Origin of the sequence: Paenibacillus sp. FSL E2-0178, assembly GCF_038593005.1 — a bacterium.
Classification (GTDB): domain Bacteria; phylum Bacillota; class Bacilli; order Paenibacillales; family Paenibacillaceae; genus Paenibacillus_AQ; species Paenibacillus_AQ phytohabitans.
In genome coordinates, this window is sequence record NZ_CP151953.1 from 880,827 (window position 1) to 895,810 (window position 14,984).

Genomic DNA, 14,984 nt, shown 5'->3' on the forward strand with positions numbered 1-14,984 from the left:
GGGTGTGAAGCAAACGTGACAACTGTAGGCATTATAGCCGAATATAACCCTTTACATAACGGGCATGTCCACCATTTCAGCGAGGCCAAAAGAATCTCCGGAGCCGAAAGCTCCATCGTCATCATGAGCGGCCCGTTCACCCAGCGCGGCGAGCCGGCGGCGGTCAGCAAGCGCGCCCGCACCGAGATGGCGCTCCATATGGGCGCCGACCTCGTGATTGAGCTGCCGGTGGCGTATGCCGTCCAGCCGGCGGAATGGTTCGCCTTCGGAGCGGTATTCCTGCTGGAGGCGACCGGCGTCGTGGACAGCCTGTGCTTCGGCTCCGAAGCCGGCACTTTGGGCGCACTGCTCCCCCTGGCCGGATTCCTGGCCGAGGAGAGCAGCGCGCTTAAGGACGAGATCCGCGCGCGCATGGCGCAGGGCGCGGGATTCCCCGCCGCATACAGCGCAGCTGCGGCGGCGGCCTGGAAGGCCTCTTTCATGGGAGAGGAGAAACCGGCAGATGCCGAAATTCTATTGCGGCAGCCCAACAACAGCCTCGGCCTGCACTATCTGATCGCGCTGCAGCGGCTCGGCAGCGCGATCAGGCCCTTCACCGTGCCGCGGACCGGCGCGGGCTTCCACGACCCGCTGCAGGGCGGGTCGTCCATTGCCAGTGCGACAGCAATCCGCAGGCTGCTGCAGGAAGGCGGCTCTCCGGCAGCATACATGCCGGAGTATAGCGTGTCCATCCTGGAGAGAGAGCATGCAGCGGGCCGGGGGCCGGTCATGCTCGAGGACTTCCGGGCTCCGCTGCGCCACGTGCTCTCCACACACTCAGCAGCCGAGCTGCGGACGGTGCAGGATATGAATGAAGGGCTGGAGAACCGGATACTCCGCATCCTTCCCCAGCTCGGCAGGTTCACGGTCGCCGGTCTTCTCCAGGAGCTGAAGAGCAGACGCTACACCCATACACGGCTGCAGCGTCTGCTGCTTCATACCTTGCTGAATCACAGCAAAGAAGAAATGACCCCGGCCGCACTGGCCCAGGGTCCGGGTTATATCCGGGTTCTCGGCTTCCGGGAGAGCGGCCGCAGGCTGCTGAAGCAAATGAAGCAGCGCGCGGCACTTCCGGTAGTCACAAGCCCTGCGCGCTTCTCCCATCCCATGCTGGAGCAGGATCTGCAGGCGGCAGCTGTGTTCGCCGCTGCCTATGCCGATCCTGTACGAAATGATCTGTACAGCGATTATCTGGAGCCGCCGGTCAGGATTTGATGACCGGCTGTTCTTCCATATATTTCAGCGCGTCTGACAGAGTCGATACCGGAATCAGCTTCATGTCTGTGCCGATCTGGTCAGCTTTCGCCTTGGCTTCTTCATAGTTTTTGACCGGAACAAAGAAGAATTCGGCATCTTTGCGGTCAGCAGCCACAATCTTATGCTTCACTCCGCCGATTGCCCCCACATTTCCCTCTGCATCTATTGTACCCGTACCTGCTACCCGGTGGCCCTTGGTCAAATCCCCCGGAGTGAGCCGGTTATAGATTTCCATGGTGAACATCAGTCCTGCGGAAGGTCCTCCTACATTCGTATCCACAAAACTGACGCCTTTCCCCTCTTCCTTAGGCTGTACCTTTTGAACGGCTCCGATAACAACCCCGAAGCCCGGCCGTCCGGCCGAGGTTTCTTTATCCTTAACCTCCACCAGCTTCACCTGCTCGGAAATTTCCTTGCCTCCACGCTGCAGGACTACCTCAACGGTATCGCCGATTCTGTATGCGGACAGCAAGGCGGACAGAGCCGCCGGATCGGCTGCGTGCTGTCCTTTCACACTGATAATCTTGTCGCCCGGCTTGAACTGGCCCTGATTGGTTGCGTCCGGCACCGAGAACACGTACAAATAATCCACAATATCCTCATACGGCACTTTGGCAGCATGATAAGCGGCCTGTACAGCATACGACTGTGAACTGTTCATATAAAAGACCTGCTCAGCCGCGTATTCCTGCTCCGTCTTATCCTGCAGGCGGGTTTCTTTCAGGACAACCTCTGCATTCGAGTTAAATACGGAGGCGACCAGAAGAGCCACATTGGCATAACTGGCGGATACGGTAGTCATCATGAACGTGCCCTGCTCCTCGGGATCAGCATTCTCCACCTTGATCATCGGGGCTACCTCGGAGGCGCTTCCCGGCTGATACACAATATACGGAGTATTCATAAAGACAGCAACATAGAGAATGACCACAAATGTAAATAAGTAGGCTGTGGCGCGGATACCCACACGGCGTTTCTGTTGCCTCAAGTCTCTTCCCCTTCTTTCCCGCGGCATGCAGCCCCGGCATTGGAATGTGCTGCCAGGAGCCGGGAGCTTCTCTCCGGCTGTGGCATGATGGTTGTCTCCCCTGCATAAATTGATAACAAGCTCTGCCCATGTCCTAAGCTATGAAGAGGTGATGCTACTAATGATTAACTTTACAATACGGCGGTTCTTCCGGGGTTCAGCTCCATTCCTATCAGGGGCGGCTGCGATCCTGCTCGCTATAGCGATCGTCCTGGCACCGGAATCCTCATTCAAGGCTTCCCTTGCGGGACTGAAGCTCTGGTGGACCCTTGTCTTCCCGGCACTACTGCCATTCCTGATCCTGTCAGAGATGCTGACCGCTTCAGGGTTCGTGCATGGCATCGGCGTCCTGCTGGAGCCGCTGATGAAACGCCTGTTCCGGCTTCCCGGAGCAGGCGGCTGGACGCTTGTGCTCGGAATCACCGCCGGCTTCCCGGCCGGAGCAGGAGCGGTGATGCAGTTGCATAAGCAGGGGGATATCACGGACAAGGATGCCGGACGTCTGGCCTCCATGGTCCATTATGCCAGCCCGGTTACACTGCTTATTGTCGTCGGCACCGCTTTTCTGCACAGTCCGGCAGCCGGATATGCCCTGCTTGCCATTCACTGGCTGTCAGGCCTTGCCGCCGGATGGCTATCCGCTCTCTTCAGCGGAACGCGGAAGAGCAGCGGGGCCGCCGCCACTGTCAGAAGACTGCCTGGCAGCGGCCCGCACGCCAAAAAAGCATCCTTGCCCGGGCGAATCCATCAGGCGGCACTGGATGCACGTGCCAGAGACGGACGGGGCTTCGGCAAGGTGCTCGGCGAATCTGTATCCGCCGCCGTCCAGAATCTGATGATCGTAGGCGGCTATATGATCATGTTCGCTGTAGTTATTAACATCATCACCAGGCTGCTCCCGCAGCTTCCGTCTCCGCTGGCTGCCGGAGTGTTTGAGATTCACCTCGGTGCCCATGCGTTAACCTCGGATTCTGCCAGCCCTGGAGGGTTCTTGTCCGGCAGTCTTCTCGGTCCCGCTTTGCTGTCAGCTCTGCTTGCCTGGAGCGGAATCTGCGCACAGCTTCAGGCGCTGACGGTGCTTAAACCGGCTAATGTCCGCTTTCTCCCATTTGCTGCAGTCCGGTTATTGCATGGACTAACCGCCTTTGCACTAACCTTCCTGCTATGGAAGCCGCTCGTAAGTATCCGCGCCGCTGTACTTCCGGTCTTCACCGGTACCGGTTCAGGCAGTCTGGAACCCGGCTTGGGCACTGCAACCGGAATATGGAGCTTGTTCCCTCAGATCCTTAGTCTGCAGGGACTAATACTCCTGCTCCTGTTAAGCTTATCAGTGGCTCTGAAGCTTTTTACTTGGCGCCGCCATCCATCCGCTTGAACTTAAGCTTCATGGCCTGTTCCACTTCTGGCGTTACAAAATCCGAGACGTTCCCGCCAAAGTGGGCAATTTCCTTAACCACACTTGAGCTAAGATAGGAATATCTCGGATTGGTCATCATAAATATCGTTTCCGCTTCGGGATCCAGATTATGATTAATGGATGCATTCTGCAGCTCATACTCAAAGTCCGTGACCGTACGGATTCCCCGGACAATCACCTGTGCATCCTTTTGCCGGACATAATTAACGAGCAGATCACGGAAGCTGTCGACCTCTACATTCGGGATGTCCGCTGTAGCCTGGCGCAGAAGCTCTGTGCGCTCCTCGACTGAAAATAACGGATTCTTGCTTAAATTGTTCAGCACCGCCACAATCAGCCTGTCGAACTGTTTCGCTGCACGGTGAATAATATCCATATGCCCCAGGGTTACCGGATCAAAGGTTCCGGGATAGATTGCCACACGCTCTTTTCTAATTTGCAGACTCATCATTAACCTCCTTGCCACTGACGCCAACTTCTGGCAGAGCAGCTTCATACTGATAGATTGAGATCGTAGTCTCCCCATATACGGATTGCCGTGTCCTGCTGAATCCCGGTATATTCTCCGGATATTCATAACCCGATTCATGCTCAAGCACAATTACGGCATCAGGCTTCAGCAGATTCTTGGCTGCCATCGTCATCATAAGCTCATCCCCGTGCTTCAGACGATACGGAGGGTCCAGAAAAACAAGATCAAACGCTCTCCCCCGCTTCTCCAGCGCAGCAAGTGCTCTTCCGGCATCATTGCGGTAGACTTCGGCCTGCGCCTCCACCTTGGCTGCCTTTAGATTCGCCCGCACAGTGTCGAGCGCCTTCTGCTCCATATCCACAAATACGGCTGCTTCCATCCCTCTGCTCAAGGCCTCAATCCCAAGCCCCCCGGTACCGGCATACAGATCCAGCGCCGTTCCGCCTTCAAAATAAGGCCCGATCATACTGAATAAGGCTTCCTTCACTTTATCGGTTGTAGGCCGGGTGCCCTTGCCTGGAACACTCTTAAGCGGCCTGCCCTTTGCAGTGCCCGATATTACTCTCACCGATCATCCACCTGCTTTTATGTCTCTATTTATTATGCCGTTTCCGGGCATAAGTCCAAGCCTATAGTACCACAATTATTCCGTGAAATAAAAAGATTGTCCGACTTTGTCACAATGCGCAGTTCAGAAGTTTTGGAGAACGGATGTATAAAAGTCCGGCAACCGGGCCATCCTGTAACTATCGACATCGCAAAATGTCGTAGACAACCGCGGAGCAGGCTTACGTTTCCCCATAAGCTCTTCGTCCGGTTTCTCCTCTCCCATGAAAGAGGCTCCCGAAAGGGAGCCTCGATTTTTTGTGTGTTGGGAAACCTATACGAAAAGAAAAGCCCGGTACCATGCGGTGCCGGACTAAGAAAATTTATTTAATTCGTTTAATGAGAGCCTCTTGCTCAATCGAGCGTGCCGAGAGGAGTTCGATAATCCGATGCTGATTCTCCAGAATGGACTCCATCCGGATTACCCGTTCATTGGTATCCAATACCGCACGTTTAATCAATTCCTGATCCTGCTTCAATATTTGCACATCTTGCTTTAATATATGCACATCTTGCTTCAGCGTCTGTTGATCCTGCTTCACTATTTGCACATCTTGCCTCAGCGTTTGTTGATCCTGCTTCACTATTTGCACTTCTTGCTTCAAGCCGGTCTGTTCAGTCTCAATCCGTTCCAAGCGCTCATTCACAGGCTCTAATTCTTCACGAATGACGGATCTTAACAACTTTGCCAGATCATTATCCATGCATCCAGCTCCTTAAAACTTAATAAATAGATTGTACCAGAACCAAGCTTCTTATTCTACCTGCTCTGCTTCAAAATCCACTGCCCCATATCTTTAATCACCTGGTCATCGACCATACCCGGGACATTATATTCATCCGGTGTTCCTGCCCCTGCTCCGTCATAACCTACGAAGAAATGATTCAGGCCCGGATACAGCTTGAACTCTGCCAAGCTATTATTCTTCAGAACATCCTTCCAGAGCGGATAATCCACGTCCGCATACACCTGGAAATCATCGCTTCCCTGCATAACAAGCACAGGTTTGGTCAGCTTCCGGCCCAGCTCGGCGGTACTGTGCTGATCCATTTCCTTAAAGTAATAGGCAGCTGCACCAAACACAGCCGGAGCTGCTTTGGCCTGCTCGTCTGTCAGTGCCGGCAGCGCCTTGGCTTTGGCCAGCTCCGCATTCACGCTGGAAGCGGCCTCTGCCTTAGCTGGGATAGCATCATCCAGCCTAGAGATCACTCTCATATTCTGGTCGTAGATAATCTCCCACAAGCTTCGCGGTGAGCCGGCAAGCAGGATTAACCCGGCGAAGTTGCCGCCATCCGCATCGATTCTCGGGCCCAGCATCCCGCCCAGGCTGTGCCCGGCAAGATATACCTGAGCAGCATCCAGACGCTTGTCCTGCTTAAGCAGAGCTGCCGCTGCAATGGCATCTTCAACCGTTTCTTCCTTAACGGTAACCGATGCGGCAGCACTACCCATGAATTCCTGCGGATAGCTGTAGCCCCGCTTGTCATAACGCAGAACTGCAATTCCCTGCTCTGCAAGGCCATATGCAATGTCACGGAAGGGCTTGTACGCATATGCCGCTTCATTAAGATCAGAGATACCCGATCCGTGCACCAGTACTATAGAAGGCAAAGGCTTGCCGGTAGCTTTGGGGAGTGTCAGAATGCCCTTAAGCGGATGTAAAGTCCCTGCTCCTACTGTAACCGCTTCTTCGGTAACACCTGCCGGCAGAGCCAGCTCCGGCGCTGCTTGCGGATCTTCGTACGGAGTAAACCACAGCCCCTGAATCTGGCCGCTGCTGTTGACTGTAAACGTCACCGTGAGCTTTCCATGTGTAAATACAGCGATACCGGACAGAGAATACCGCCCATTGTCACGGCTGCTTTTCAGCGAATCGACCTTACCATACTCTCCATAAGCAGCAGTAAAGCCCTCCCAGACCTGCTGAAGTTTGAGACTCGACAAGTTATTCCGCACCTCTGTACTGAAGAACCGGTCTGATAATGCTTCATACTGGCCGGAGGCAAGCAGCTTCATTACTGACTCGGTGTAATTCTGCGGTGTGCTTACTTCTGCCTGGGCGGAGCCCGGACCGGGCTTGGTGATATAGCCGATCTCATCCAGCAGCAGCAACGGCACATAGATACGATTGTTTTTCAGAACAGCTGCACCTTCAATGGTAAGTGTATCCTTTCCATTTAGGATAAACCGACCGCCTCCCAGCTTCATCAAGAGCTCAATACCGCTGAGCTTGATTTGCAGACTGGAGCTCTCTTTTATGTAAGCCGTCTGAAACCCCAAAGCTTCTCCCGCCTGACGAACAGGCACCATGATCATTGTACCCTCCAGATATGGCGCCTCGGCTGCGGGGAACTTCAATACTTCACCGTTCACACTCAGAGTTACTTTGTTATCCGCTGCCTGCGCTACCCGCGGTGTGACAAAGCCCGCAGATAACAGCAGAGAGCAGGCCAGCATGGACAACAAGAATCGTCTTGGTCTTCTCATTGATTACAACTCCCTTCAATAATCACATCCTTTTGTTTTTACGGAGCATTTGGCAGATAGTTACATAATTCACAAACTTATTTTCCGCCATTCAAGTCCTGTGATAAGCGCACCATATCCCTGCAATGTATGCCATTTTCGTATATGATCTCCGCGTAATGTCTGGTGAAAAAATCAAAATCTACGCCAACGATCCGAAAGCCGCATTTTTGATATAACGCCAGCTGTCCCACACTTGAATTCCCCGTCCCCAGTTCAATAGTTGTATAGCCCGTTTGCCTCGCCGTCTCAATGGCCTGCTGCACCAGCATCTTGCCGATCCCTTTGCCCTGATGCTCTTCAGCAACTGCCACATTCACGAGCTCGGCTGTATCCGGCCGGGTAGGCAGCAGCACATACACACCCAATACCTCCTCATCCTGGACAGCCATATAGCAGTCTCCTCTTGTGAGGTAGTTCTTCACCAATGATTCGGACGGATCGGCAGACAGCAGCAAATCCATCGGCGGCAATTCGCCGGGCAGCAATTTCCTGATATCCATACATGCCCCCTTGTTCTGAAACATCAAATCCTGTATCTCAACCAGCGTAAATTCAAATTCTGCCCGATTCTTTCAATAAAATAAAATCATGACCTCGCCGGGTCATCTTCATTCCGGCTGTCCGGACGGTTACAGTGCCATTGCCAGCTCTCAGGAAGCTCACATTCTCCACCATCCGGCTGTCCACAAGCTCCTCCATAATATCGGCATACGCCCCGGCCTCCAGCCCCATTTCATCCTGACCGACCGGCTTGTCCAGTTCAATCCGCTTAAGTATGGCATAGACCAATTCCTTCTCTTCCATGAAGCACCTCTTTCATAACTGCACTGATTGCCATGAAGACAATGACTACTATTATCGCATATTTCTGCCAGACATAGCTAATCAGAAAAAAAAGCGCAGTCCCAAGGCCTTAGCCCCGGACTGCGCTGACTGACGTTAAGTTCTAGTAGAAGCAGGCACTCAGAATAATGACCAGCAGGATATAAAGTACCAGAATCGCACCGGTTGAAGTCCAAGGACTTACCGGAACCACATTAACGCCGCCTACATTACCACCGTATCCGCAATCTGCACCCATGAGATTACCTCCTTCAAAATGATGACTACAGAACAGAATATGAGCGAAATCCCTTAACAGATTGGGCGAAACGGTCAAAATTTGGGGGTATGTACAAGGGCATCCTGCCCGCCCGGTCAACCGAACCGGACAGGATGCATGAATCTGCAGATTAATCGGAAACCAGAATTCCGTCAAAGCTCTCAGGACCTACACGGACCGTACCGAGAAGGTTAGAGGTGATGAATGCAGTATAAGTCAGCTGCGGAGTAATCGGCGGAATGAAGTCATCCGCAGAGAAGGTGATAACCTGTGGAGCCAGCACACTAAGGCTGAAAGTAGAGGTAGCGGAATACACCAGCGGATCCGTAGGCAAAGTTCCTCTTACAATACTAATAGTGACACCAACCAGTGCCAGCGGAAGCTGCACAGATACCGTTCCTTTTAGAATTACACGCGGATTCGTCGTTACACCTTGAGTGATAATACCAATCTGCCCAAACAGCTGCGGGGTATTAATAACCAGAATCGGTATCGCAATAGAGTTGGCAGTACTGGCATTCTGCGAAGTTCTTCCATCAACATAAGTTCCCATATCAAGCACCTCCTTTCTTCATATACAGTGTATTAACAAGTCCCCGGGATTGCTTGGATATATCGCCAATGCACATCTCCCCATATTACGAGCAGCCTGCTTAATCTTCCTTGGTGGTCCCTCCACGCTTGTTAAAGGCCAGTTCAAACAAACCTGTTGCCGACAATCCCGCAAGCCCGCCTGCCCATAAACGCAGAATTAGATTCATGTCCGTAAAAGGATAGGCTACAGCTCCGACCAGCAGACCAATACCCAGTCCTACTGCGGGAACAACGTTGCGCGGAAGATTCACACTGTTCTTCACCAGTTGAACCAGCGCCATTACAAAGACGGCCAACAGCGACGCAAACGCCAGCACATTGTTAAGCGCATCGTTGTACATAAGGTCTACACCTCCTTCCCGGTAACCAGCAGTCCGGCCCTGTTCAGCACCGTCAATATCCGGTAGAAATCATAGCTTCCTCCTGTAGGGGTATCGAGCAATCCCGCTGCTACCGCTGCCTGAACCGCCGGCTCTGCCCAGGCAGGTATACTGACTGCAGCTCGGCTTTCTATTGCGGTAAGCCGTTCTGCTACTCCTTTAATTGCCTGTCCCTGTTCCAGAACACCTGTTTTGAGCGTATCCCGGCTCACTGTAAGTCCTGCCAGCAATACCCGCATTTCCTGAAGCTCCGTTTCCAGAGTCGCAAGCCTTTGTTTATCTTCAGCCGACATCTCCTCATCCTCCTTCAGCTCATCGTATTGATACAAGTTATAAGCATCCATAATCTGAATCAGCTTTGACGCGTAGTTCGGATCGGTCGCATACCCTGCAGCGGCAATCTCCCTGGCAGCCGTTCTGCCGTCCGCTCCAATCACCTTGCTGTATAAATCCCGGTTCCAGGATACGCCCTGGGCAATCAGCGCAGAATGGTCGGCCACAGACTCACCCCAGTTATTGTAGGCTCTGAAAAGCGCAGATACCTGCACAGCTTGGCCGTTCCTATATTCCGTAGTCCGGATTGACAAGCATCCGGCGGGTCCGCTGCCTTTGATGCCAAACAGATTATTAGCCTTCAAGGTCAGGCTGCTGTTCCCCCAGCCGGATTCCAGCGCGGCCTGGGCAATAGTCAGGGAAGCCGCAATATGACTGCGCTGCATATCAGCCACGGCAAAGGAGACCATTCGGGAGATAAACTCAGAATCCGTCATTTCATCACATCCCTTCCTACTATATTAAATGCTCGTTCAGTTATGCTGCCTGTGCTTATCCCTGATATACACTATTCAAATTGGATCTTTCCATACCTGAAATATTATTTTTTGACTATGATCATCGTCTTTTTGTATATTATAATTTACATTTAGACAATAATAATATACAATTCAATTTAGGGGGTGAAATACTTGACTGAGCTGAATAATCGTGTCAGAGAATTCAGGGCCAGGGACAGATTGTCCCAGAACGAGCTAGCCCAGCGGATAGGCGCTTCACGGCAGACCATTGCCCTTATAGAACGCGGAGACTATTCGCCTTCAGTAGTGCTGGCGCTCAAGATCGCAGAGGTATTTGCGGTAACGGTGGAGTCGGTATTCTGGATTAACAAAGAGGAGAGTGAACCCGATGAATAAGAAGATTAAGAAAACTAAGAAGAGAACGAACCCCCGGGGGCTTATCATGCTGATCGGCAGCATGACCCTTGGAGGAGCTATCGGTTATGTATTTGCTTCCGGCGTGATTACTGTGCCTAAGGATTTCCATCTGAATCCTTCTATCTTTTACGATTATGATGTGCTGTTTGGCAGTATAGCCCTGCTCTCGCTGCTGCTGACCGCGCTCACTCTCTATAATCTGGTTAAGGCCCGCCGGATGAAAGATGAGCCTAAGCATGACGGAGAGATTGAGAACTCTAAAGATAAGGCGCTGAGCAGTGTAATACAGTTAAGCTTCTATACTATGATTATTTCATTACTGTGGACTCTGATGAGTCTCGCACATGCGCTTGGACCCGGAGGCAAAGAATCTTCGGATTCACCGTTCATGTTAGCCAACATGCTTACCGCACTAGTTGTCATGCTGTTTTCCTTCGTTTTGCTGCACTATTCTTTCAAGCTGTACAACAACAATTATCCGGATCGTCAGATAAATATTAGTCTGGGTAATTCGCGGGACGCCCAGCGGGAGCTTTTTGCCAAAATGGATGAAGGCGAACGGTGGATTGTATACCGCTCCTCCTATTCCTCCTTCACAGTAACATCCATCTCCCTGCTCATAGGGATGGTCTTCTTCACTTTGTACTCCCTGGTATTTGGCTTTGCCCCGGTGCCTATCATGGTCCTCGCGCTAATTCTCCTTATCCAGCAAGCTGTTTATTATCATCAAGTCCATAAATACAGCTGATTGCAGCATTCAGCACCTGTATAACCTTAAGGATCATTTATGCAAAAAGCGCCGGAGCTCCCGCCCCGGCGCTTCTTTAAGTTATTCGTCCGGTTAGCTTCAGCTAAAATACGCTGAGGATAATAACCAGCAAGATAAACAGTACCAAAATGGTAGCAGCAGATGTTCCAATACAGCCATAGCCGTAACCAGCCACATTCTCTCCCATTACAATTCCTCCCTCAGCCTGTGCCGTTGTTTATGTCTTTCCTTAGCATCATATGCCTGAGGTCCTGAAAAAACTGGGCTGATGCACAATATGGTAATTATAAGCAAAAAAAGTATTGTGAAATCTTCCATCGTAGCGTAAACTAGTAATAATTAACTATATCGGAGGGACTAATTTACTATGCCTTCATATTATTTTAAGGAATTCTGGACACCGCTGAGTTGGGTAGGTATTAAGTTTTTCCGGGATGACGAAGGATTTCTATGGATTAAATGGTGGTCTAAGCCACGCAAGAGATTACGCTGACTTCGTTCGATACATATCTGCATATAGTTCTCTATAACCAGAATGCCAAATAACCTTTCTCTGTCATTTGACGGAGAAAGGTTATTTGCTGTGATGAATATGCGCTGGAGAACTTAAGAAGCCGCCTCAAAAGTAATCCGGTTCTTTCCGCTCCGCTTGGAAATGTATAATGCTTCATCCGCCAGCCGCAGGGTTTCAACAGTGTCGCTGCCCCCGTCCGGTGTCCATACTGCAGCGCCTACACTACAGCCGACATGCAGATTCTCGCCTCTGATTACAATGGGCAGATTGATTTTACTGATAATCCGTGAAGCCACAATTTCTGCCTCCTTCATAGGTTTACCGGCAGAAGTATTAAGGATAATGACGAACTCATCCCCGCCCAGCCGGGCTACGATTTCATTATCACGTGTACAGTCCATCAGTCTGAAGGCTACCTCCTGCAGCAAGGCGTCGCCGATTGCATGGCCGAAGGTATCATTTACTTTTTTGAAGCCGTCCAGATCAAGGTATAAGAAACTAAGCGTTGTGCGGTTCTGCTTGGCTTTGCTGACCGCATGGGCCAGAAATTCATCCAGCGCTGCCCGGTTGGGCAAGCCCGTAAGCTTGTCATGCAGCGCCATATCCGACATGTAGCTCAGCTTGTTCTCTGTCTTGGTCAGATTATTCACCAGGTTGCGCAGTGACGCAGACAGAATCGCCACATCTTTGAACCGGGTCGAGGATGGAATCTCCACATCAGCACCGGAGCTGAGCAGATCGGCTGTGCGGGTAATGTTCCTCAGCGGGCGGCTGATCCATCCGGCCAGCAGCCAGCCGATAACCGCGAAGACAGCTGCGGTGATCAGTCCGCTGATCAGAATAAAGCGCTCAAGCTGATGCACCGAGGCAAATGCAATATCCGCTGGCTGGCGGATAATGACTGACCAGCCCAGCCCGGGATAATTCAGATAGCCGTCCCCGTAGGCATAACCGGTAAGATAGGAGTCCTGGTTCCGCTCCTGTTCAATAATCCATGAACTATTACCGCTGCGGGCTTTCTGCAGCACTTCATTCGGCATTCTTTTGCCGACGAGTGCCTCGGGACCGAGAAGGATCGTGTCATCTTTCCTGCTGACTACAAACACTTCCACACCCTTCAGGCGCTCCTTGAGCGGGGTCACAATGGAAGCCTCGACCTCACGCGACCACTCCCAGCTGAGGTGCGCAGCCAGTACACCGCTTGTCCGGCCTTGCTTGTCAGTAACCGGCACGCTCACATCCACAAACTGTAAGGCTTCGCCGGTAGGATTCGGAAGCAGCTTGGAGAGCAGCACCGCATCATGGACATCACCGGTGAAGGTCCCCTTCAGGCCTTCCTGAAATACCGGCCGCTGGCTAATATTCGTACCCTGGAGTATATGATCTGTGGAAGAAAGGACATTCCCTTTATTATCGAGGAAACCCACCCAGGTGAACACCGGCAGACTCTTCTTCAGCTGATTAAGCAATCCGCTGACCTCTGAGGAGTCAACCGGCTCCTGAAATGCATTAAGCTTGCTCAATACCTCGACTTCTCCGGAACGCGACCACATGAAATGATCAAGCTTCTCAGACATTTGGTAGGCTTCTTCCGCCAGAGAGCTGCCAATGCTGACCTCTACGGACTGTGTAGACCGGTTGCCGATAACATAGCTGAGCAATGCCGTTAACAGGATGATAATGACCGCAAAAGCCGTTGAAAATAACGTACGCAGATTTAAAGACATTCACATTCTCCTCTTCGGAAGACCTTTTCATAGCATCGACCGCCGAGGTTGCCTGGTAGCTCACTCTATGTCGAAAAGGGTCGATAATTATTTATCGGAAGGAATAAGCGGAAATATAATACAGCTTCCGGCAGACTTGCGGATTTCCTTAATTTAGCTCATAGGTTGTATCAATATTGTGCTGAGTTGCGCGGATGATAGTGTTTACATTTTGGCATTATAGTATAATCTGCCCTGTAGCACATGCCACCTTAAGGAGTGATTGATGATGACAGAACAATTTGAGATGTATGATGATCCGTTCAAGATGCTTATTCTGCTGGCAACGCTTATATCGGAGAAACAGGGGACCGAACTGAAATTTGAGCATGTTCCTTCTTATGAGAATGAGGTTTTTGCCATTGAACACCAGAGATTCCTCTACAAAAAAGACGGCACGGAAATTACCTGGTTTGAGTTCCTGGGCAGAGATATCGCCTCTTCCAGTGATCTGACCCGTTCCCAGTACAACAAAATGTTCGTAGATTGCATGGCTTCACTCTATAGCCTCTAATTCTTCACCAGGTTACATAAAGCAGCTCCAACAAACACTGCAGCCATGCCGTCCCGTTCCGGGGCGGCAGTTCCTTTGTTGCTCACTTATGCAGGTATATAGTGAACAGTCGGCCAGACCCTCCGCTTATCCCACCTTGGCTCCCATCGAGCGGGCCAGCAGCACAGCCTGCTCCACATCCAGCCGTACCCCTTTAAGATCAAGACTCTTCAGGTCAATCCCCTCCAGCTTAGCACCCTGCAGATCCGCTCCTGCAAGCTGGCACTGCGCAAGCTGTACACGGCTTAAGTCGGCACCGCGCAGATCCGCTTTTTGCAAATTGCAGCCCTGCATATCTGCCTCGGCGAACCGGATGCCCCGCAGATCCTGCCTGCTGAGATTCAGATGACGCAGATTCGTATAAGCCCAGTCCCCTCCGGTGAGAGTAATCCCATCCATATAGGCATTCGCGAAATCGGAACCAATCATCTTACAATTCTCGAACTTCGACACAAACAGATTCGCCCCGGTAAACTTGCAATTGGTAAAAGCCCCGTCTCTATGCAGTGAAGCATTCAGCAGCGCACCGGTAAAATCACAATTCACAAAACGGCAGCCGCTGGAGGTCATTTCTTCCATGGAAGCCCCTCTGAACGAGCAGTGTTCAAAGGTGCAACCGTTCATCTCTCCATCCTGCATATTGGCATAGTCAAAATTTTGATTCTGAAAAGTTTCATTGTGGTACTGATACATAATGTTTTGACCCCTCTTCTTATGGGTATTGAATCTAAAGTTCTGAATACCGGA

General features: G+C 51.5%; 19 protein-coding genes. 5 read left to right on the forward strand and 14 right to left on the reverse strand.

What is annotated here, in order from left to right; genetic code table 11:
- The first annotated feature begins 15 nt into the window (after positions 1-15).
- A complete protein-coding gene (locus tag MHI42_RS03695; RefSeq protein WP_342422796.1) occupies positions 16-1,254 on the forward strand; it encodes a nucleotidyltransferase in 1,239 nt (412 codons plus the stop codon).
- Here the strand turns inward: MHI42_RS03695 and MHI42_RS03700 are convergent.
- Positions 1,244-2,284: a S16 family serine protease gene (locus MHI42_RS03700; RefSeq protein WP_342422797.1), complete on the reverse strand. Its 1,041-nt coding sequence runs from the start codon at positions 2,282-2,284 to the stop codon at positions 1,244-1,246. The genes MHI42_RS03695 and MHI42_RS03700 overlap by 11 nt on opposite strands.
- Positions 2,285-2,444: 160 nt before the next feature.
- On the opposite strand from MHI42_RS03700, the gene MHI42_RS03705 reads away from it, so the two are divergent.
- Positions 2,445-3,698, forward strand: coding sequence for a nucleoside recognition domain-containing protein (locus MHI42_RS03705; protein WP_342422798.1), 1,254 nt, complete (start codon positions 2,445-2,447; stop codon positions 3,696-3,698).
- On the opposite strand, the gene coaD is transcribed toward MHI42_RS03705, so the two are convergent.
- From coaD to MHI42_RS03755, 10 genes are all read right to left on the reverse strand, one after another.
- Positions 3,670-4,188: a pantetheine-phosphate adenylyltransferase gene (coaD, locus tag MHI42_RS03710; protein ID WP_144026102.1), complete on the reverse strand. Its 519-nt coding sequence runs from the start codon at positions 4,186-4,188 to the stop codon at positions 3,670-3,672. The genes MHI42_RS03705 and coaD overlap by 29 nt on opposite strands.
- On the reverse strand, positions 4,172-4,780 hold the full coding sequence (gene rsmD, locus MHI42_RS03715) for a 16S rRNA (guanine(966)-N(2))-methyltransferase RsmD (RefSeq protein WP_342422799.1): 609 nt from the start codon (positions 4,778-4,780) through the stop codon (positions 4,172-4,174). The genes coaD and rsmD overlap by 17 nt, the downstream gene beginning before the upstream one ends.
- A 361-nt stretch (positions 4,781-5,141) precedes the next feature.
- Positions 5,142-5,522, reverse strand: a complete 381-nt coding sequence (locus MHI42_RS03720) for a hypothetical protein (protein ID WP_171719323.1) — start codon at positions 5,520-5,522, stop codon at positions 5,142-5,144.
- A 56-nt stretch (positions 5,523-5,578) separates the two neighbouring features.
- Positions 5,579-7,306 (reverse strand): alpha/beta fold hydrolase, encoded by a 1,728-nt coding sequence (locus MHI42_RS03725; protein ID WP_342422800.1) that lies wholly within the window; start codon positions 7,304-7,306, stop codon positions 5,579-5,581.
- A 77-nt stretch (positions 7,307-7,383) separates the two neighbouring features.
- Positions 7,384-7,848 carry a GNAT family N-acetyltransferase gene (locus MHI42_RS03730; RefSeq protein WP_171719321.1) on the reverse strand — a complete coding sequence of 155 codons (465 nt, stop codon included), beginning with the start codon at positions 7,846-7,848 and terminating at the stop codon, positions 7,384-7,386.
- Positions 7,849-7,900: 52 nt separating this feature from the next.
- Positions 7,901-8,152 (reverse strand): hypothetical protein, encoded by a 252-nt coding sequence (locus MHI42_RS03735; RefSeq protein ID WP_042136908.1) that lies wholly within the window; start codon positions 8,150-8,152, stop codon positions 7,901-7,903.
- Positions 8,153-8,294: 142 nt separating this feature from the next.
- Positions 8,295-8,429, reverse strand: a complete 135-nt coding sequence (locus MHI42_RS03740; RefSeq protein ID WP_099052468.1) for a sporulation protein YjcZ — start codon at positions 8,427-8,429, stop codon at positions 8,295-8,297.
- 151 nt (positions 8,430-8,580) lie between these two features.
- The gene (locus MHI42_RS03745) at positions 8,581-9,003 is read right to left on the reverse strand and encodes a hypothetical protein (protein WP_171719319.1); all 423 of its coding nucleotides are present in this window, start codon (positions 9,001-9,003) and stop codon (positions 8,581-8,583) included.
- Between the two features lie 100 nt (positions 9,004-9,103).
- Positions 9,104-9,385: a holin gene (locus MHI42_RS03750; protein ID WP_039305999.1), complete on the reverse strand. Its 282-nt coding sequence runs from the start codon at positions 9,383-9,385 to the stop codon at positions 9,104-9,106.
- A 5-nt stretch (positions 9,386-9,390) separates the two neighbouring features.
- The gene (locus MHI42_RS03755; protein WP_342422801.1) at positions 9,391-10,194 is read right to left on the reverse strand and encodes a glucosaminidase domain-containing protein; all 804 of its coding nucleotides are present in this window, start codon (positions 10,192-10,194) and stop codon (positions 9,391-9,393) included.
- A gap of 195 nt (positions 10,195-10,389) precedes the next feature.
- Here MHI42_RS03755 and MHI42_RS03760 point away from each other — a divergent pair, with 195 nt between their 5' ends.
- On the forward strand, positions 10,390-10,614 hold the full coding sequence (locus tag MHI42_RS03760; RefSeq protein WP_340987386.1) for a helix-turn-helix transcriptional regulator: 225 nt from the start codon (positions 10,390-10,392) through the stop codon (positions 10,612-10,614).
- Positions 10,607-11,383, forward strand: coding sequence for a DUF3169 family protein (locus MHI42_RS03765; RefSeq protein ID WP_340987387.1), 777 nt, complete (start codon positions 10,607-10,609; stop codon positions 11,381-11,383). The genes MHI42_RS03760 and MHI42_RS03765 overlap by 8 nt, the downstream gene beginning before the upstream one ends.
- A gap of 103 nt (positions 11,384-11,486) precedes the next feature.
- Here the strand turns inward: MHI42_RS03765 and MHI42_RS03770 are convergent, their stop codons facing one another.
- A complete protein-coding gene (locus MHI42_RS03770) occupies positions 11,487-11,591 on the reverse strand; it encodes a sporulation protein YjcZ (RefSeq protein WP_197073088.1) in 105 nt (34 codons plus the stop codon).
- 419 nt (positions 11,592-12,010) lie between these two features.
- Positions 12,011-13,645, reverse strand: coding sequence for a sensor domain-containing diguanylate cyclase (locus MHI42_RS03775; RefSeq protein ID WP_171719317.1), 1,635 nt, complete (start codon positions 13,643-13,645; stop codon positions 12,011-12,013).
- 265 nt (positions 13,646-13,910) lie between these two features.
- Between MHI42_RS03775 and MHI42_RS03780 the strand changes: the two genes are divergently transcribed.
- Positions 13,911-14,198 carry a hypothetical protein gene (locus MHI42_RS03780; RefSeq protein WP_231637862.1) on the forward strand — a complete coding sequence of 96 codons (288 nt, stop codon included), beginning with the start codon at positions 13,911-13,913 and terminating at the stop codon, positions 14,196-14,198.
- A 126-nt stretch (positions 14,199-14,324) separates the two neighbouring features.
- Here MHI42_RS03780 and MHI42_RS03785 read toward each other — a convergent pair whose 3' ends face one another.
- Positions 14,325-14,930, reverse strand: a complete 606-nt coding sequence (locus MHI42_RS03785) for a pentapeptide repeat-containing protein (protein ID WP_042136898.1) — start codon at positions 14,928-14,930, stop codon at positions 14,325-14,327.
- Positions 14,931-14,984: the final 54 nt, after the last annotated feature.